Annotated in this window: 11 protein-coding genes; 4 read left to right on the forward strand and 7 right to left on the reverse strand. The window is 73.0% G+C overall.

Annotation, left to right across the window (positions count from 1 at the left end; translation table 11 throughout):
* Positions 1–10 precede the first annotated feature (10 nt).
* Both ACIGAQ_RS34685 and ACIGAQ_RS34690 read right to left on the reverse strand, forming a co-directional pair.
* Positions 11–838, reverse strand: coding sequence for a putative hydro-lyase (locus tag ACIGAQ_RS34685; protein ID WP_399790045.1), 828 nt, complete (start codon positions 836–838; stop codon positions 11–13).
* Positions 835–2,133, reverse strand: a complete 1,299-nt coding sequence (locus tag ACIGAQ_RS34690; RefSeq protein ID WP_311687844.1) for an MFS transporter — start codon at positions 2,131–2,133, stop codon at positions 835–837. The genes ACIGAQ_RS34685 and ACIGAQ_RS34690 overlap by 4 nt, the downstream gene beginning before the upstream one ends.
* Positions 2,134–2,305: 172 nt before the next feature.
* On the opposite strand from ACIGAQ_RS34690, the gene ACIGAQ_RS34695 reads away from it, so the two are divergent.
* The 4 genes from ACIGAQ_RS34695 to ACIGAQ_RS34710 all read left to right on the forward strand — a co-directional run bounded on the left by ACIGAQ_RS34695 (position 2,306) and on the right by ACIGAQ_RS34710 (position 10,260).
* Positions 2,306–3,001, forward strand: coding sequence for a GntR family transcriptional regulator (locus tag ACIGAQ_RS34695; RefSeq protein ID WP_362283928.1), 696 nt, complete (start codon positions 2,306–2,308; stop codon positions 2,999–3,001).
* Between the two features lie 69 nt (positions 3,002–3,070).
* Positions 3,071–4,597, forward strand: coding sequence for a hypothetical protein (locus ACIGAQ_RS34700; protein ID WP_399790049.1), 1,527 nt, complete (start codon positions 3,071–3,073; stop codon positions 4,595–4,597).
* A gap of 109 nt (positions 4,598–4,706) precedes the next feature.
* Positions 4,707–5,588: a hypothetical protein gene (locus ACIGAQ_RS34705; RefSeq protein ID WP_399790052.1), complete on the forward strand. Its 882-nt coding sequence runs from the start codon at positions 4,707–4,709 to the stop codon at positions 5,586–5,588.
* Positions 5,589–5,625: 37 nt separating this feature from the next.
* Entirely contained in the window at positions 5,626–10,260 is a 4,635-nt protein-coding gene (locus ACIGAQ_RS34710) for a hypothetical protein (RefSeq protein ID WP_399790054.1), read from the forward strand.
* 51 nt (positions 10,261–10,311) lie between these two features.
* On the opposite strand, the gene ACIGAQ_RS34715 is transcribed toward ACIGAQ_RS34710, so the two are convergent.
* From ACIGAQ_RS34715 to ACIGAQ_RS34735, 5 genes are read right to left on the reverse strand one after another with little or no spacing between them, the layout of a single operon-like run.
* Positions 10,312–11,862: a GMC family oxidoreductase gene (locus tag ACIGAQ_RS34715; RefSeq protein WP_399790057.1), complete on the reverse strand. Its 1,551-nt coding sequence runs from the start codon at positions 11,860–11,862 to the stop codon at positions 10,312–10,314.
* 16 nt (positions 11,863–11,878) lie between these two features.
* Complete coding sequence (locus tag ACIGAQ_RS34720; protein WP_399790060.1) at positions 11,879–13,441, reverse strand: APC family permease; 1,563 nt, start codon at positions 13,439–13,441, stop codon at positions 11,879–11,881.
* A gap of 39 nt (positions 13,442–13,480) precedes the next feature.
* On the reverse strand, positions 13,481–14,947 hold the full coding sequence (locus ACIGAQ_RS34725) for an aldehyde dehydrogenase family protein (RefSeq protein WP_399790063.1): 1,467 nt from the start codon (positions 14,945–14,947) through the stop codon (positions 13,481–13,483).
* Positions 14,922–16,070 carry an aromatic ring-hydroxylating dioxygenase subunit alpha gene (locus ACIGAQ_RS34730; protein ID WP_399790066.1) on the reverse strand — a complete coding sequence of 383 codons (1,149 nt, stop codon included), beginning with the start codon at positions 16,068–16,070 and terminating at the stop codon, positions 14,922–14,924. Before ACIGAQ_RS34730 ends, ACIGAQ_RS34725 begins: the two co-directional genes overlap by 26 nt.
* A 14-nt stretch (positions 16,071–16,084) precedes the next feature.
* Positions 16,085–18,535 (reverse strand): FAD-dependent oxidoreductase, encoded by a 2,451-nt coding sequence (locus tag ACIGAQ_RS34735; RefSeq protein ID WP_399790068.1) that lies wholly within the window; start codon positions 18,533–18,535, stop codon positions 16,085–16,087.
* Positions 18,536–18,671: the final 136 nt, after the last annotated feature.

The following is an 18,671-nucleotide window of genomic DNA, read 5'->3' on the forward strand; positions in this document are numbered from 1 at the left end:
GTGTCTCCTGTCAGGCCACGCGGTACTGCTCGTCGCGGGCGTCGGTGAGGAACATCTGCCCCGGGGCGTGCGTGAGCGCGAAGGGCGGGCGGGAGGCCATGACGGCCGCCTGCGGAGTCACCCCGCAGGCCCAGAACACCGGGATGTCGTCCGGTTCGGCGGCCACCGGGTCGCCGAAGTCGGGGCGGCCGAGGTCCTCGATGCCCAGCCCCGCCGGATCGCCGCAGTGCACCGGGCTGCCGTGCACCGCCGGCAGCAGACTGCTCTCCCGGATCGCCGCCCCCAGATGCCGGGGCGGCACCGGCCGCATCGACACCACCAGGGGCCCGTGCAGCCGCCCCGCCGGACGGCACTGCCGGCTCGTCACATACATCGGCACGTTGCGGCCCTGCTCGACGTGGCGGATCGGCACGCCCGCCTCGCCCAGCGCCCACTCGAAGGTGAAGCTGCATCCGATGAGGAACGAGACGAGGTCGTCGCGCCAGTACGCGCGCACGTCGGTCGGCTCGTCCACCAACTCACCGTCCCGCCACACCCGGTAGCGCGGCAGGTCCGTGCGCAGATCGGCGCCCTCGGCGAGCACGGTCGTCCAGGACCCGGCGTCGGTGACGTCGAGGACGGGGCACGGCTTGGGGTTGCGCTGGCAGAACAGGAGCATGTCGTAGGCCCAGTCGGCGGGCACCGAGATCAGGTTGACCTGGGTGTGGCCGCCCGCGACCCCGGCGGTGGGACCGGTGAGGCCGTCACGGAAGCGGGCCCGGGCCGTCTCCGGGCTCCACGCGCGCGCGTGCTCCTCGACCAGGACCACGGGCCGGTCCCCGGTGCTCGTGCGGTTCACGTGAGCTCCTTCCCGCGCGTCTCGGGCAGCCCGAGCAGCGCCAGTGCCGCGATGCCGTAGCCGATGGCGCCGAAGACCAGCGCGCCGCCCACGCCCCAGCTGTCCGCCAGGAAGCCGACCGTCGTCGGGAACACGGCACCCACCGCGCGCCCGGTGTTGTACGTGAAGCCCTGCCCCGTGCCGCGCACGGCCGTCGGGTACAGCTCGGACAGGTACGAGCCGAAGCCGCTGAAGATCGCCGACATGCAGAACCCGAGCGGGAAGCCGAGTACCAGCAGCAGGGTGTTGGCGCCGCTGGGGATGTTCGCGTACGCCAGGATGCAGAGCGCCGACAGCAGGGCGAAGAGCCAGATGTTGCGCCGCCGGCCCAGCTTGTCGGTGAGGTAGCCGCCGGTCAGGTAGCCGATGAAGGCGCCCGAGATGAGGAACGTCAGATAGCCGCCGGTGCCGACGACCGACAGGTCACGCTCGGACTTCAGGTACGTCGGCACCCAGGTGGCCAGGGTGTAGTAGCCGCCCTGGACACCCGTCGACAGCAGTCCGGCGAAGAGCGTGACCCGCAGCAGGCCGGGCCGGAAGATGGCCTTGAACGAGCCCTTCTCGGCGCTCTGTTCGCGCGCCGCGGTCGCCTCGGGCGCGTCGTGCACACTGCGCCGCAGCCAGACGACGAGCAGCGCGGGCAGTGCCCCGGTCCAGAACATGATGCGCCAGGCCAGGTCGTCGCCGGCCAGCGAGAAGACCACCGTGTAGACGATCACCGCGAGGCCCCAGCCCACCGCCCAGGAGCTCTGGATCACGCCGAGGGTGCGGCCCCGGTGCTTGGCGCTGGCGTACTCGGCGACCAGGATCGCGCCGACCGCCCACTCGCCGCCGAAGCCGAGGCCCTGCAGGGCGCGGAAGACCAGCAGCGTCTCGTAGTTGGGCGCGAAGCCGCAGGCGACGGTGAAGACCGCGTACGTGATCACCGTGATCATCAGGGCCTTGACCCGGCCGATGCGGTCCGCGAGGACGCCCGCGAGGGCGCCGCCGACCGCGGAGACCACCAGGGTGACCGTGGTGAAGAGGCCGGTCTGACCGCTGTTGAGGCCGAAGTAGGCCGACAGGGCGACCATGCTCAGCGGCAGCGTGAAGTAGTCGTACGAGTCCAGGGCATAGCCGCCGAAGGCGCCGGCGAAGGCGCGGCGGCCGCGCGGGCCCAGGGCCCGCAGCCAGCCGAACGCCCCGTCGTCCGAGGCCGGTTCGGACGTGGCGCGGGTCCCGTCGGTCAGGGCCTGCGGTGGAGGGGTCGTGCTCATGGGCACCTCGCAGAGGGAGGACGGAGGGTGCTTGGGAGGTGAGCCGTGCCGTGCGGAAGCGGTCGGCGCCGCGGTGAGGAGACGACGCCGTGCGTAGCACCGTAGAGGATTGTTCAACGATCCCTCAATACCCATGTTGGTTCGTTCTTGGGATCTGCGATTGAATTCCGGCATGGCAGAGCAGCTGAAGGACCTCGCCGACGACCGGGCTCTCCTGGGGCGCACCAGCACCGCGGAACGGGTCTCGGACATCCTCAGGAGCCGCATCGCCGAGGGCTACTTCCCGCCCGGCACCCGGCTGTCGGAGGACAGCATCGGGGGCGCGCTCGGGGTCTCCCGCAACACGCTGCGCGAGGCGTTCCGGCTGCTCACCCACGAACGTCTGCTCGTCCACGAGCTGAACCGGGGCGTCTTCGTCCGGGTCCTGACCGTGGAGGACGTCGAGGACATCTACCGCACCCGGCGGCTCGTCGAGTGCGCCGTGGTCCGGGGCCTGGGGGAGCCGCCCTACGGGCTGGACGGACTCGCCGCCGCGGTGGAGGAGGGGCGGCGGGCGGCCCGCGAAGGTGACTGGAAGGGAGTGGGCACGGCCAACATCCACTTCCACCGGGAACTGGTCGCGCTCGCCGCGAGCGAGCGCACCGCCGAGCTGATGCGGAGCGTCTTCGCCGAACTGCGCCTGGCGTTCCACGTGGTGGACGAGCCGCAGCGGCTGCACGAACCGTACATCGCACGCAATGTCGCCATCCTCCAGGCCCTTCAGGCCGGGGACCGCGCACAGGCCGAGAACCTGCTCGCCGGTTACCTCGACGACTCGCTGGAACGGGTCGTCGAGGTGTACCGCCGCCGTGTCGGCGAGGACGGCTGACGCCGGGCGCCGCCGAGGCGTACCGCGTCGTTTGGGTCGATGTCAGACCCAGGACCTAGTCTGTGCACCGTGACTTCGCCTGCATCGACGGACAGCGTTCCGCCCCAGCTCAGCGCGGGGCCGCGCCCCGCCCCGGGGCCGGCCGCCGACGAGGGCCTGGCGCGGCGCCTGCGCGCGCTCGCCTGCACCGCGCCGCTGCACGACCTCGACGCGCGCAAGGCCAACCTCGCCGGCGAGTACTCGGTGTACGGCATGGCGGAGGTCGCCCTCGCGGCCATCGACCTCGTCACGCTGAACATGGACTTCGACACGGGCGCCGACCACGACCAGATCGTCGCGCGCCTCATCCCGCGCATCGCCGCCCAGGCCCCGCAGCGCCCCGCCGCCGAGCACGAGCGGGTGGCCCGCTGGGTCCTGGAGAACCTGATCAACGTCGGCAGCGTCGACCGCGGCTTCCGCGCGGTGTACGGCACGTTCGGGGCGGACGGCACCTATGTGCGCCGCGACTACGACTTCAAGCTGATCGAAGAGGTCCCCGGCCCCGGCGGCACGGTGTATCTGCGGACGACGGACGAGGCGGTCAACGTCCTCGTCGGCGCCCTCGACACGGACGTCACCAGCGCGCAGATCGCCGCCGAGGTCAAGCTGGAGGTGCTGATCAGCCGCGGCCGGCTCGCCGACGCCCAGCTCGCGGCCGAACAGGCCCGCTACCGCACGGTGCAGTACTCGGAGACGCTCCGCAAGGCCCTGGACGCGACCCGGCGCAACGTCCGCGCGGTCGACTGGCTCAGCACGGTCCCCGACATGATCGCCGAGGCCCTGGAGCACGTGGCCGACCGCTACCGCCACGAGAACGCGATCCTCACGAACATCCGCAAGGCGCGCGACGAGTCCGAGGACCCGGAGCACAAGCGCCGCGCCGCCGAGCTGGTCGACATCGTCAAGGACTGCATCCGGCGCCACACGCAGTTGCAGTCCCGGCTGCTGGAGGCCGGGCCGCTGTTCCGCGCCGAGCAGGACCGGCAGGCCTTCGCGACGCCGATGACCACCTCAGGAATAGACCTCTACGGACACCTCGTCTCGCCCGTCCTGCCCCTGCCGCTGGAGCAGGCCGTACGGGTCACGGACGCGTTCTTCGGCCGGGGCACCGGGCTGCGCACGCCCGTGTCCGTCCGGGTCGCCGACCTCGTCGACATACTGCTCACGCCGCCCGTCGAGCGGGAGCACCTCGGCGCGGAGATGCCCGAGCCGGACCTCATCGCCACGCCGGACGACAGCCGGTTCAGCGACGAGCAGCTGGCGGCGGCGCTGGAGCTGCTCGACCTGCCGGCGGACGCGCCGCGGCGGTTGTCCGGGCTGCTGGCCGAGGCCCGCACGCAGGACCCCGAGCTGCCGTACCTGGTCGCGTTGCTGGCGGTGCACGCCGCGAGCCCGCCGGTCGGCACGGCGTACCGGCAGGGGGAGCAGAAGCTGCTGTTCGCCGTGGACGACGGCACGGAGCTGGACGATCCGGAGTTCGGCGGTGCGGACCTGATCGTCGGGACGGCACTGCTGGACGCGGCGGGGATGGCGGCGGACAGGACGGAGGCCGCGTGATGCTTCCCCCGGTGGCCTGCCGCGGCGCCGTCGTGGCCGGTCGCGCAGTTCCCCGCGCCCCCGAGGGCGTGGCCCGCACTCTCGTCTACAAGGTCAAGGAGTTCACGTCGTGAGCGAGCACGTCGAGTGGAGCGAGCCGGAGGGCACGGCCCCCGTGGCCACCGCCGCCGTCACTCCCGCCGACGCCGCCGACGCGGCCCGGCTCGTCTCCTTCGGGCTGCAGCCCAAGCTGCAGCCCGCCCGCGACCAGGAGTACGCGGACCTGCTGCGGCGCTACCGCGAGGACCCGCCGTTCGCGCGGCTCGCCGACGCCGTGGCGACCGGCCTCGGCCTGATCGTGCTGGAGGTGTCCCCGCGCGCGGGCATGGCCGTGACCGCCGCCGAGGACTCGGTGTTCGCCGTCCGCATGGGGGACTACGCGCGTCGTACGTCCGCCGACGGCGGCGACCGCTTCCTGCACGGACTGGCCCATCTCGCCGTCGCCGCCATGGCGTTCCCCCGCCCCGAGGACCTCGCCGACGACGGCTACATCGGCCGCGTCACGGTCAACGGCGTCGACGCCTTCGTACGCCAGGCCTGCCGCCGCCTGGAGGAGCGCGCCGCCGAGCAGGGCGAGAACACGGACCCGGCCACCGACGCGCCGGGCCTGGAGGCCGCCTGGCGGATCTGGGTGCGGCGCAGCGCCACCGGCGCCACCAAGGACGCCCGCCGGCTCGCCGGTTCCACCACCGGCATCGTCGCCAAGGCCGTCGCCTTCCTCACCGACTCCGGCTTCCTCCAGCGCACCGGCGACGACAACGGCGGCACGTACCGCACCACCGCCCGCTATCAGCTCCAGGTCCGTGACCTGGCCGGCAGCGCCGCCCTCGCCGAGCTGCTCGAACTGGGCATCGTCCCGGTCACCGACGGCACCCCGACGCTGCTGCCCCCCGAGGAGAGCGACGACCTGGATCTGGTCGCCGACGCCGGTCTGCCGTTCCACTCCTCCTGAACACCCCCCACCTGACGAAGACTTACGAGAGTCCGCCATGTACGAGCTGTCCCGCGTCCGCCTCTACTCCATCGGGCCCGCCGGTGCGCGCTACGCCGACACCGTGCTCGACCTGCGGGGCGTGGGCGAGATCGTGCCCGACCCCGCGCCCACACAGGCGGAGTTCTTCGAGGAGGAGCCCGTAGGACCGCCGCGCCGTCCCGCCCCCGCGGGCGTGCTGTTCCTGGAGAACGGCGGCGGCAAATCGGTGCTGCTCAAGCTGATCTTCTCCGTGATGCTGCCGGGCCACCGCAACACCCTCGGCGGCGCCAGCTCCGGCGTGCTGCGCAAGTTCCTCCTCGCCGACGACTGCGGACACGTGGCGCTGGAGTGGCAGCACGTGCTGACCGGCGAGTGCGTGGTCGTCGGCAAGGTCAGCGAGTGGCGCGGCCGGCAGATCTCCAACGACCCGCGCAAGTTCGCCGAGGCCTGGTACTCCTTCCGCCCCGGCCCCGGACTGAGCCTGGACAACCTCCCCGTCGCCGAGTCCACCGCCGTACGGCCCCCCGTCGAAGGGCAGTCGGGGGCGCGCGGCCGGCGCCGCACGATGAAGGGCTTCCGCGACGCCCTCACCGAGGCGGGCAAGACCTACCCGCACCTGGAGGTGCACTGGGAGGAGATCCACGACCGCTGGATCGAGCACCTGGGCGACCTCGGCCTCGACCCCGAACTCTTCCGCTACCAGCGTGAGATGAACGCCGACGAGGGCGAGGCCGCCGGTCTCTTCGCGGTCAAGAAGGACGCCGACTTCACCGACCTGCTGCTGCGGGCCGTCACCGACACGCGGGACACCGACGGACTCGCCGACCTGGTCAGCGGCTTCGGCAACAAGCTGGGCCGGCGCGCCGAGCTGATGGCCGAACGCGACTTCACCGCCGGATCCGTCGACCTGCTGGGCCGGATCGTCGAGGCCGCCGTGGCCCGCTCACGCGCGCGGGACGTCCACACGGCGGCCGAGCGCCGCACCCGCACCCTGGCCCGCAGGCTCTCCGCACGCGGAGTGCAGGAGCGCGCCCGCGCCGCCGACCTCGCCCAGCGCGTCACCGCCGCCGCGTACGCCGTCACGCACGCCGAGGCGGCCCGCGAGCGCAGCGCCCTGATCTCCGCCGAACTCGCCTACCGGCACGCCTCCCTGGCGCTCGCGGCCGCGGAGAAGTCCGCCGCCGCCCAGAAGCGCGAACTCGCCGACGCCCGCACGCTGTACTCGGCCTGGCAGGCCGCCGAGGCCGTGCTGCGTCACCGCGCCGCCGCCGACCGCGTCGCCCGCGTGTCCGCCGCGATCCAGGAGGCGGAGCGGGACGCCGCCCCGGCGCTGGCCGCCCGCGCCAGGGCCGCCGTCGACCTCGTGCGGGCCCTGCACGCGGCCGCGGAGAAGGCCGAGCACCACGCCAACGAGGAGGAGGAGCGCTCCGCCGCCCTCCAGGAGGTCAGCGACGCCGCCTACCGGGACTCCACCGCCGCCGCCACGCAGGCGCAGCGGGCCCGCAGCGAGATCGGGCACCTCAAGCAGCGCCTCGCCGAGGTGGAGCAGGAGACCGCCGAGGCCGTCCGGGCCGGCTGGCTCGACGACAGCGCGCCGGACGCCGACCCGGCCCGCGCGGCCCTCGCCGCCAGCGACGCCGAGAAGACCGCCGTGGCGGCCTGGGACTCCGCCCGCGAGGCCTCCCGCCGCGCCACGGAGCACGCGCGCGAGGCCGCCGCCACCGAGACCCGGGCCGAACTGACCGCGGCCCGCGCGGCCGACGCGGCCACGGCCGCGGAGCGGGCCCACGAGGCCGAGCGCCGCACCGCCGAGGCGCTGGCGCGCGAGGAGCGGCTCGCGGAGCTGCTCGGCCTGACCCCCGGGACGCGCCCCGGCATCCCGCAGCCCCGCCACGGCACGGACGGCGAGCAGCCCCCGCCGGCCACGGCGCACGAGGGGCTCGGCCCCGAGGAACTCGACCGCTGCGCCGACGACCTGCGCGCCCTCCTCGACGACGCCGTCTCCTCCGCCGAACGTCAGCTGTTCGACCTGCGCACGGCCGCCGCCGACGACGCCCGCATCCTGGGCGCGCTCGGTGACGGCGGACTGCTGCCGCCCGGCCCGGACGTGCTCGCCACGGTCGAGTTCCTCGGCGAGCACGGCATCCCCGCCCTGCCCGGCTGGCGCTACCTCGCCCAGGCCGTCGACCCGGCCGACCACGCGCGCGTGCTGGCCGCCCGGCCCGAACTCGTCGACGGCGTCATCATCACCGACCCCGGCTCGCACGCCCGCGCCCGGGAGGCACTGGGCGACGCCGCGCTGCTGCCCCGCTCCGCCGTGGCCGTCGGCACCGCCGCCGCCCTGCTCGCCCCGACGCCCGCCCCGGACAGCGACGACGGCGACGTGTTCCTGGTGCCGCCGAACCCGGCCATGCACGACGAGCACGCGGCCGACGAGGAGCGGCAGGCGCTGCGCGCCCGGGCCACCGCGCGGGACGAGGAGATCCGCACGCTCGCCGCCCGGCTCGGCAAGGACCGCGAGCTGGCCGCCCGGCTCGCCTCCTGGCGCACCGGCTGCCCCGCCGGCCGGCTGACCGAACTGGCACAGGCGGCGCACGACACGCGCGCGTTCGCCGAGGAGGCCGAGGCCGAGCTGGCCGAGGCGCGGACCGTCCGCGCCGAGGCCGACGAGGCCGCCGCCGAGGCGGCCCGCGTCCGCGACGAGCGGCAGGAGACCGCCCAGAAGGCACGCCGCTCCGCCGACGCCCTCGCCGGGCTCGCCTTCCGGCTGCGCGAACGGGCCGGCTGGCAGGTCAAACTGCGCGAACTGGCCGACGAGGCGGCCGAGTCCGAGGCGGGCGCCCAGGCCTGCCTGGACCGGGCCCGGGCCGCCGACGAGGACCGGCGCGCCGCCCAGCGCGCCGCCGACGACGCCCGCCGCACCGCCCGCGCCCTGCGCGCCGAGCGCTCCGAGATCGCCGGCGCCCCCGACGACGTGCCCGAGGACGACACCGGCACCCCGAAGGCGTCCCTGCCCGCGCTGCGCGAGGCCTACCGGGCCGCCTCCCAGGTGTACGAGAAGGTCGGCGTGGGCGCCGACCTGCGCGCCGAACAGGCCCGCGCGGAGAGCGACGAGAGCGCGGCCCGAGCGGAGCTGGACCGGCTGAGCAACAAGGTCCGCACGCGCGCGGAGCAGCTCCTCGAATCCCCCGACGGCTCCGACGGCCCCAGCCGCCAGGCCGCCGCCGCCCGGGCCGAGGAGCTGGTGCAGCTGCTGGAGACCCGGATGTCGACCGCGAGCGAGCAGCTCGGGCGGCTGCGCGGCGAGGCCGAACGGCTCGCTCCCGAGGACGGCGAGGCCCACACCGACCTCCCCGAGGAGCTCCGGCCGCGTGACGCCGAGCACGCGCAGACCCTGCTGCGCACCGCCACGGCGGAACTCGCCTCCCACACCGAGGCGCTGAACCAGGCCCGCGAGGCGCACGCCGAGCTCCTCGACGCCCACCGCGCCGCCGAGGACGCGGCGAGCGGCTTCGACGAGATCGCCGCGATGCTCCGCGACCTGCTGCGCGAGCACACCACCGAGGAGGAGCAGGAGGAGACCGAGCCGTACCCAGGCAGCCCGGAGGAGGCCCGGCAGTCCGCCGCCGAGGCCCGCCGGTCGCTGCGCGGCTGCGCCGCCGACCTGTCCTCCGCCGAGGCCGCCGTCCGTGAGGCCAGTGACGTCCTCGTCCGGCACGCCAACTCCACGCGCTACGAGCAGGTCCGCACCCCGGCCCGGCAGCAGATCCGCGAACTGCCCGCCTCCGCGCTGCCCGAGCACGCCCAGAAGTGGGCGGACGCCTTCGCGCCCCGCCTGAGAGTCCTCACCGACGAGCTGGAGCAGTTGGAGCGCAACCGCGACTCGATCGTGGACCGGCTGCGCGGCCTGGTCGAATCGGCCCTGGCCACGCTGCGCTCCGCACAGCGGCTCTCCCGGCTGCCCGAGGGCCTGGGCGAGTGGTCGGGCCAGGAGTTCCTGCGCATCCGCTTCGAGGAGCCGGACCAGGCCACGCTCACCGAGCGGCTCGGCGAGGTGATCGACGAGGCCACCCGCGCGGCCGTGAAGAAGAACTCCGACCTGCGGCGCGACGGCATGTCCCTGCTGCTGCGCGGGGTGGCCGCCGCCTTGCAGCCCAAGGGTGTGGCCGTCGAGATCCTCAAACCGGACGCGGTGCTGCGTGCCGAGCGCGTGCCCGTCGGGCAGATGGGCGACGTCTTCTCCGGCGGCCAGCTGCTCACCGCCGCCATCGCCCTGTACTGCACGATGGCCGCGCTGCGTTCGAACGACCGGGGCCGCGACAAGCACCGGCACGCGGGCACGCTGTTCCTCGACAACCCCATCGGCCGTGCCAACGCCACCTACCTGCTGGAACTGCAGCGGGCGGTGTCGGACGCCCTCGGTGTCCAGCTCCTGTACACCACGGGTCTGTTCGACACCACCGCGCTGGCCGAGTTCCCCCTGGTCATCCGCATGCGGAACGACGCCGACCTCAGGGCGGGCCTGAAGTACATCAGCGTCGAGGAGCACCTCCGCCCGGGCCTGCCGCAGCAGCCCCAGGCGGGAGAGGCGGTCCACAGCGAGATCACGGCGACCAGGATGTACAAACGCCCGGCGCCCGCGACGCCCTGAGGGCGCGGGGAGCCGCGCGGCCGGTCACCACGGTCGCGCGGTCGTCCCCCGTCAGGCGTCCTCCCGCAGGAGATCCGCGCACTTCTCGCCGATCATCATCGTCGTGATGCACGGGTTGACGGTGACGAGGTCCGGCATGACCGAGCCGTCCGCGACCCGCAGCCCCTGGACGCCCTTGACGCGCAACCGGGCGTCCAGGGGAGCCGACGGATCGTCGTCCGCGCCCATCCTCACCGTGCAGGACGGGTGGTACACCGTGTTGTGCGTCGTGCGGATGTAGTCGAACAACTCGTCGTCCGTCCGCACCCCGGGCCCGGGGGCCAGCTCCGCGCCGGCCCACCCGCTCAGCGCGGGCTGCCCGGCGATCCGCCGTGCCAGCTTCAGCCCGTACGTCATCACCCGCACGTCGTGCTCGTGGGTGAAGTACCGCGGATCGACCTTCGGCTTGTCCCGGTGGTCCCGGGTCCGCAGCCGCACCGTCCCGCGCGACCTGGCCCGCGTCACGTTGGGCGTGAGACAGAACGCGTTCTCCGAGGTGGGGTAGCCGTGCCGGGCCGTGTTCAGGTCGAACGGCACGGAGCCGTAGTGGAACATCAGGTCCGGCCGGTCGAGGCCGGGTTCGGTGTCGTAGAAGATGCCCGCCTCCCACCACTGGCTGGACGCGGTGGTCATGGGCTGCCGGGCCTCCCACATGATCACGCCCTCGGGGTGGTCCTGGAGGTTCTCGCCGACACCGGGTGCGTCCACGATCACCTCGACGCCGGTCTCGCGCAGATGCCCGGCCGGTCCGATGCCCGACAGCATCAGCAGCTTCGGCGAGTCGATCGCCCCGCACGAGACGATCACCTCGCGCCGGGCCCGTACCGTCCGCGTGTGGATCAGGTCCGGGTCCAGGTACTCGGCGCCCACGCAGCGCCGCCCGTCGAGCACCAGCCTCTTGGCGCGCACCCCGGTGCGCACCTCCAGGTTGGGCCGCTTGCCGAGGACCGGGTGCAGATAGGCGACTGAGGACGACTGGCGGATGTTGTTCTCGTCGGCGTTGATCTGGAACCAGTTGGCGCCCCGGATCACCGTCCGGCCGGTGTTGAAGGGGACGGTGGGGATGCCCGCCTGCGCGCACGCGTCCAACAGGGCGGTGCCGCACGGGTCGTCGCTCTTGAGCGTGCGCAGCTTCACCGGGCCGGTGCGGCCGTGGTGGTCGCCGGGCGCGTCGTTGTTCTCCAGCCGCCGGTACAGCGGGAACAGATCGGCCGCGCTCCAGCCCGTGCAGCCCGCGGCCGCCCAGTCGTCGAGGTCCTCGGTCGGGGCCCAGAAGGCGATGCAGGAGTTGTGCGAGGAGCAGCCGCCGAGCACCTTCGCACGGGCGTGCCGCAGGAAGCCGTTGCCGCGGGCCTGCGGCTCGACCGGGTAGTCCCAGTCGTAGCCGGACTCCAGCAGGCCCATCCAGCGTTCCAGGCGCAGGACGTCGTCGTCGCCGACGTCGCTCGGGCCGGCCTCCAGCACGCACACCGTGACGGAGGGGTCCTCGGAGAGCCGGGCGGCCACCACGTTGCCCGCGGTGCCGCCGCCGACGACGACGTAGTCGCACTCATGCGTACTCACGGTCCTCCTTCGGTCCTCAGTCGGCCGCCGGTGCGGCGAGGGGAGCGGGGGCCGTCGCCTCCGAGCGGTGCTCGGCGAGCACGCCGGTGCGGTGCCGCTGGACGAACCAGTAGTAGGCGAAGCCGCCGCCCGCGATGACGGCGACGAACAGCACCGCGCCCCAGCGCAGGTACCAGTGGTAGGGCTCCGTGGCGTTGTAGACGGCGGCCCGCGGCCAGATCAGGTTCAGCGTCATCGCCCCGCCCCACAACACGGCCAGGATGTTGACCGGCAGGCCCCAGCGGCCCAGCGAGAAGCGGCCCTCGCCCGCGGGCTGCCACTTCCCCCGCAGCCGGGCGACCAGCAGCGGCACGGTGACGCCCAGGTAGGCGAGGTAGATCATGATGATGCCGATGCTGGTGACGACGGTGAAGATCTGCGGCTGACGGATGTTGACCACCAGGATCGCCAGCGCCAGGATTCCGATGATCACGGTCGGCAGGACCGGCGTCTGGAACCGCGGATGGCACCTGGCGAGCTTCGCGGACGCCGGCAGGTTGTTGTCGCGGGCCATCGCGAACGCCAGCCGGACCGCCGCCGTGTGCACCGCCAGCGCGCACACCGTGACCGCGATCAGCACGCACCACAGCATGGCCTTGCCGGCCGTCGGGCCGAGCACGTCCAGCACGATGTACTGCAGCCCGTCCGTGGACAGCTTCTCGCCGTTCAGACTGGACACGCTCATCAACGCAAGCAACAGGATCAACCCGCCCAGGACGAACGACGCGACGATCGCCCGGATGATCGCCCGGGGCGCGTTCCGGGTCGGGTTCAGCGATTCCTCGCCGAGCGAGGCGGCGGTGTCGAAGCCGTACATCACGTACGCCGAGGCCAGCGAGGCCACCAGGAAGGCGCCCAGGTACCCGTTGCCGTAGCCCGCGCCGGTCCCGTGCGTCTCCATGACGACCTGCGGCCCGCGCGTGATGTGGACGGCGAGCAGGATGATCAATACGACAGTGGCGATCAACTCGATGAACACGCCCGCCGTGTTGATCCGGGCCATCAGCCTGACGCCGAAGGCGTTCACCAGGGTGGTGAACAGGATCAACACCGCGGCCAGGATGACCGCGTTGGTCGCCACGTCGTACGTACCGGTGCCGTCCCCCACGAACTGGAAGAACGACGAGATCTGCGGCAGCGTCAACTGATAGGCCAGCGCCACGGCCGATATGGACACGATCGAGGCGATCAGCATCATCCAGCCGGCGAGCCAGCCTAGGTGCGGATTGCCGATCTTCTTCGACCAGTTGTAGACGGAACCGGCCACGGGATAGCGGGCGGCGAGCTCCGCGAAGCACAGCGCCACCATGAACTGGCCGGCGAAGACCATCGGCCACGACCACCAATAGGCGGGGCCGCCGCTGCCGTAGCCGAAGTAGAAGAGCTGGAACGTTCCGGTCAGGATGGAGATGTAGCTGATGCCGGCGGCGAAGGTGTGGAAGTTGCCGAGGGTGCGTTTCAGCTCGGGTCTGTAGCCGAACTCGGTCAGTTCGGCGTCGTCGTTGCCGTGGGTGTCGGTGGAGTGCGCGGCTTGTCTCATGGGCGGTTCCTCAATGGGTGTGTCCTCGGGGCGGTTCGGTCAGTCGAACCAACCCTGGCGGGTGGGGCGGGTGTTGCGCCAGATGTGCTTCGTCTCGCGGTACTCGGCGAGCCCCGCGGGCCCGAGCTCGCGTCCGAAGCCTGACTGCTTGAATCCGCCCCACTCCGCCTGCGGGACGTAGGGGTGGTAGTCGTTGATCCAGACCGTGCCGAGCCGCAGCCGGGCCGCGACGCGGGCCGCGCGGGCCTCGTCGCTCGTCCACACCGCGCCGGCGAGGCCGTAGACCGTGTCGCCGGCCAGGCGCAGGGCCTCGTCCTCGCTCGTGAACCGCTCGACGGTGAGGACCGGTCCGAAGGACTCCTCCCGGACCACCGACATGCCGGCCGAGCACTCGTCGAGCACGGTCGGCAGGTAGTAGAAGCCGTCCGCCAGGTCCGGACGGTCCGGCCGCGCGCCGCCGCAGCGCAGCACCGCGCCCTGCGCGAGACCCCGGGCGACGTACCGCTCCACCTTGTCGCGGTGTGCCGCCGAGATCAGCGGCCCGGTCCGCGCCCGCTCGTCGAACGGCCCGCCCAGCCGGATGGCCCGCGCCCGGCGCACGAGCTCGTCGACGAACCGGTCGTGCAGCGAGTCCTCCACGAGCAGCCGCGCACCGGCCGAGCACACCTGCCCGGAGTGCAGGAACACGGCGGTCAGCGCCATGTCGACGGCCGCGTCGAAGCCGGCGTCGGCGAACACGATGTTCGGGTTCTTGCCGCCCAGTTCCAGCGCCACCTTCTTGACCGTCCCGGCGGCGGCCGCCATCAGCCGGCGGCCCGTCTCCAGACCGCCGGTGAAGGACAGGAGGTCCACGTCCGGGTGGTCGGCGAGCGGGGCGCCCACCTGCGGCCCGGCGCCCAGGACCAGATTCCCGGCACCCGGCGGCAGCCCGGCCTCGGCCAGCAGCCGGAGCAGGTGGAGCGCGGTGTGCGGGGTGAGTTCGCTCGGCTTGAGCACGAAGGTGGCGCCCGCCGCCAGGGCCGGGGCGACCTTCCAGGCCGTCTGCAGCAGCGGGTAGTTCCAGGGGGTGATGAGACCGCACACCCCGACCGGCTCGTACACCACCCTGCTGTCCACGTCCGCCCGGCCGGTGTCCACGACCCGGCCGGTCTCGCTCGCCACCAGCCGCCCGAAGTAGCGGAAGCAGTTCGCGACGTCGTCGATGTCGCAGGTGCTCTCCACGAGCCGCTTGCCCGTGTCCAGGGACTCGGCGCGGGCGAGTTCCTCCTTGTCCCGCAGCAGGAGGTCCGCGACGCGCAGCAGCAGGTCGCCGCGGGCCTGGGCCGGGGTGTGCGGCCAGGGGCCTTCGTCGAAGGCGCGGCGGGCCGCGGCGATCGCCTCCGCCGTGTCCTTGCCGTCCGCCTCGTCCACGACCCCGACGAGGGAGCCGTCGGCCGGGCAGCGGATCTCGCGGGTGCGCCCGTCGAGCGCGGCCCGCCACTCACCGTCGATGAACAGGTCCGGCATGCTCGCCTCCCAGCCGTCCGAGGAGCCATGCGTGGAAGATCCCGATGTGGTGCTCGTTGGGGACCAGCACACCGCCCTCGCGGTAGGCGCGGGAGGACATCGCGGGCTGCGTCCTTTCACAGGCGGCGAAGTCCTGGGCGTTCACCCGGTGGAAGAGCTCGACGGACTTCGACACGTCCGCCCCCGACTCCACCACCTCCGGCGCGTACAGCCAGTCGCACTCGACGACCGTGCGGTCCTCGGCGAGGGGGAACATGCGGTGCAGGATGACGTGGTCCGGGACGAGGTTGACGAACACGGTCGGCTTGACCGTGATGGCGTAGTACCGGCGGTCCTGGTCGGCGCCGACCGCGGGGAGCCTGCCGAAGCCCTCGCTGCCGTCGACCGTGAAGCCCTTGACCGCCTCGCCGAACTCGGCGCCGTGTCCCACGTAGTACTGGGCGGCGTAGCCGTCGGCGAACTCGGGGAGCACCTCCGTCAGTTCGGGGTGGATCGTCGCACAGTGGTAGCACTCCATGAAGTTCTCGACGATCAGTTTCCAGTTCGCCTTCACGTCATAGGTGATGCGTTTGCCGAGCGCGAGGTTGTCCGTGCCGTAGTGCTCGATCGCGGCGGCGTCGCCGAGCCGCTCGACGGCGGCGTGCACGACCGTGTCCTCGAAGGACGGCGGTTCGTCCGCCAGGCACACCCAGGCGTAGCCCAGCCACTCGCGCAGCTCCACCTTGATCAACCCGTACGCGACCCGGTCGACGTCCGGCATCCTGATCAGGTTGGGTGCGGCGATCAACGTGCCGTCGAGACCGTACGTCCACGCGTGGTACGGGCATTGCAGGGTGCGGCGTATCTCGCCGGACTCCTCCGTGCACAGCCGGGCCCCGCGATGCCGGCAGACGTTGAGGAAGGCGCGCAGGTCCCCCTTGCGGGTGCGGGTGATGATGACGCTCTCGCGGCCGACCTGGACGGTCCGGAACGCGCCCGGCCGGTCCAGGTCGGAGCCGCGGACCGCGCAGAACCACAGCGACTCGAAGACGTGCTCCTGCTCCCGGCGGAAGACCTCCGGGTCGGTGTAGTAGCGGCCGGGGAGGGTGGCGATCAGGCTCGGGGTGCTCGGGGTCGTCGTCACGAGGGAAACGCCTCCTACCGGCGAATACGGGTCATCTTCGGGTCGAACAGCGGCTCGTCGGCGACCGTGGCCGGGACCTTCTCGCCGAAGTACTCGATGTGCACGCCGGTGCCGGTGGCGAGCCCGGCGGGCAGCCAGGCGTAGGCGACGCAGCGGCCGAGCGTGTAGCCGTACGACGCGCTGGTGACGTATCCGGCGGGCGTTCCGCCGACGTACACGGGCTCCTTGCCCAGGACGACGGCGGCCGGGTCGTCGAGGAGGAGGGGCGTGAGCCGGCGGGTGGGTTCCGGGCGGTCCCGGAGCGCGTCCTGCCCGACGAAGTGCTCCTTGTCCATGCGCACGGCGAAGCCGACGCCCGCCTCGAACGGGTCGTGCTCGTCGGTCATGTCGACGCCCCACGCGCGGTAACCCTTCTCCAGACGCAGGGAGTTGAACGCCGAACGGCCCGCCGCGATCACGCCGAGCCCCCGGCCGGCCTCCCACAGCGTGTCCCAGAGCCTGAGCCCCAGGTCGGCCGTGGTGTACAGCTCCCAGCCCAGCTCGCCCACGTAGCTCAGCCGCAGCGCGGTCACCGGGACGTGCCCGAGGTAGGTCTCCTTCGCCCGGAAGTAGCCGAACGCCTCGTGCGAGAAGTCGTCCCGGGTGAGCGGCTGGACGAGTTCCCGGGCGAGCGGGCCCCAGACGCCGACGCAGCAGGTGCCGGAGGTGATGTCCCGGATGTGGACGTCGGCCGGGGCGTGGCGCAGGAGCCGGTCGAGGTCGGCGGGGGAGTTGGCACCGACCTGGAAGCGGTCGGGGGCGAGACGGGCCACGGTGAGGTCGGAGCGGATGCCGCCCGCCTCGTCGAGCAGCAGGGTGTAGGTGACCGCGCCGGGCTTCTTGCGGAGGTTGTTGCTGGTCATGCGGTCGAGGAACGCGAGGGCTCCCGGGCCGGTGACCTCCAGGCGGCGCAGGGGCGTCATGTCGTAGAGGGCGACGCCCTCGCGGGTGGCCCGTGCCTCGGCCGCTGCGACCGGGGACCAGTGGCGGGCCGACCAGGCGTCCCGCTCCGGGAGGGCTCCGAGGGCCTCCACCAGCGGGGCGTTCGCCTCGTACCAGTGTGGACGCTCCCAGCCCCCGCCCTCCAGGAAGTACGCGCCGAGTTGCTGCTGCCGGACGTGGAAGGGGCTGACCCGCAGTGGACGCGGCCGTTCCATCGGCTGGAGCGGATGGATCACGTCGTACACCTCGACGAACTGCTGAGCACCGCGCTCCAGGACGTACGACGGCGAACGCTGCGCCTCCTCGAAGCGCGTGACGTCGCACTCGTGCAGGTCGAGCGAGGCCCGCCCGTCCACCATCCATTCGGCGACGGCCCGGGCGACCCCCGCGGAGTGGGTGACCCAGACGGCCTCGGCCAGCCAGAAGCCACGCAGCCGACGCGACTCGCCGAGCAGGGGCATACCGTCCGGGGTGAAGGAGAAGACGCCGTTGAAACCGGACTCGATCTCCGCGTCCCGCAGGGCGGGCAGCAGACGCCGGCAGTCCTCCCAACCGGGCGCCCAGTCCTCCGCCGTGAACGGGTACGAGGAGGGCATGTCCATGTCCCGGGCGCGGGCCTCGTCGTACGGCAGGACCGCGAACGGGTCGACGGGCAGGGGCCGGTGCGCGTAGGAGCCGATGCCGATGCGGTCGGTGTGCTCGCGGAAGTACAGGTCCCGGTCCTGGAAGCGGAGGATCGGCTTCGAGGCCTCGGCGGTCGCGCCGCCGAGCGCCGGGAGCGGCCCGGTCCTGGCGTACTGGTGGGCCAGCGGCTGCAGCGGCACGTCGACCCCGGCCATGCGGCCGATCACCGGGCCCCAGAAGCCGGCCGCCGAGACGACGTGGTCGGCCGGGAAGGTGCCCCGGTCGGTGACGACGCCGGTGACCCGCCCGTGCCGCTGCTCGATGCCGGTGACCGTGTGGCGTTCCAGGAACCGGGCGCCCCGCGCGGAGGCCCGGGCCATCTGGGCGCGGGCCGCGAGCAGGGCGCGGGCCAGACCGTCGTCCGGGGTGTGGAAGCCGCCGAGGACCACCGACGCGTCGAGCAGCGGCCACAGTTCCTTGCAGCGAGCGGCGGTGACGACCTCGCCGTGCACGCCCCAGGAGGCGGCGTACCCGGCCCTGCGGTGGAGTTCGGCGAGGCGCTCGGGCGTGGTGGCCAGTTCCAGGCCGCCCACCCGCTGGAAGCAACCGACGCCGTCGACGTCGAGGGAGCCGAACTTCTCGACCGTGTAGCGGGCGAAGGCGGTGAGGGTCCTGGACGGGCTGGTCTGGAAGACGAGCCCGGGCGCGTGCGAGGTGGAGCCGCCGGGGGCGGGCAGCGGGCCCTGTTCGAGGACGGTGACGTCGGTCCAGCCGCGGGCGGTGAGTTCGTCGGCGAGGGAACAGCCGACGATGCCGGCGCCGACGACGACCACGCGGGGATTCTCGGGTGTGCTGGACATGCCCCTCCTTGCCGGGACGGTGTGAAGGCGGTGGGGGAGTGGGGCGTTCACATGGCTTCGGGTGCTTCCGGCGCTTCCGGGTCTTCCGGCGCTTCCGGGTCTTCAGGGGCTTGAGGGGATTCAGGGGGTTGAGGGG

The organism is Streptomyces sp. NPDC085932 (assembly GCF_044540525.1).
Taxonomy (GTDB): domain Bacteria; phylum Actinomycetota; class Actinomycetes; order Streptomycetales; family Streptomycetaceae; genus Streptomyces; species Streptomyces levis.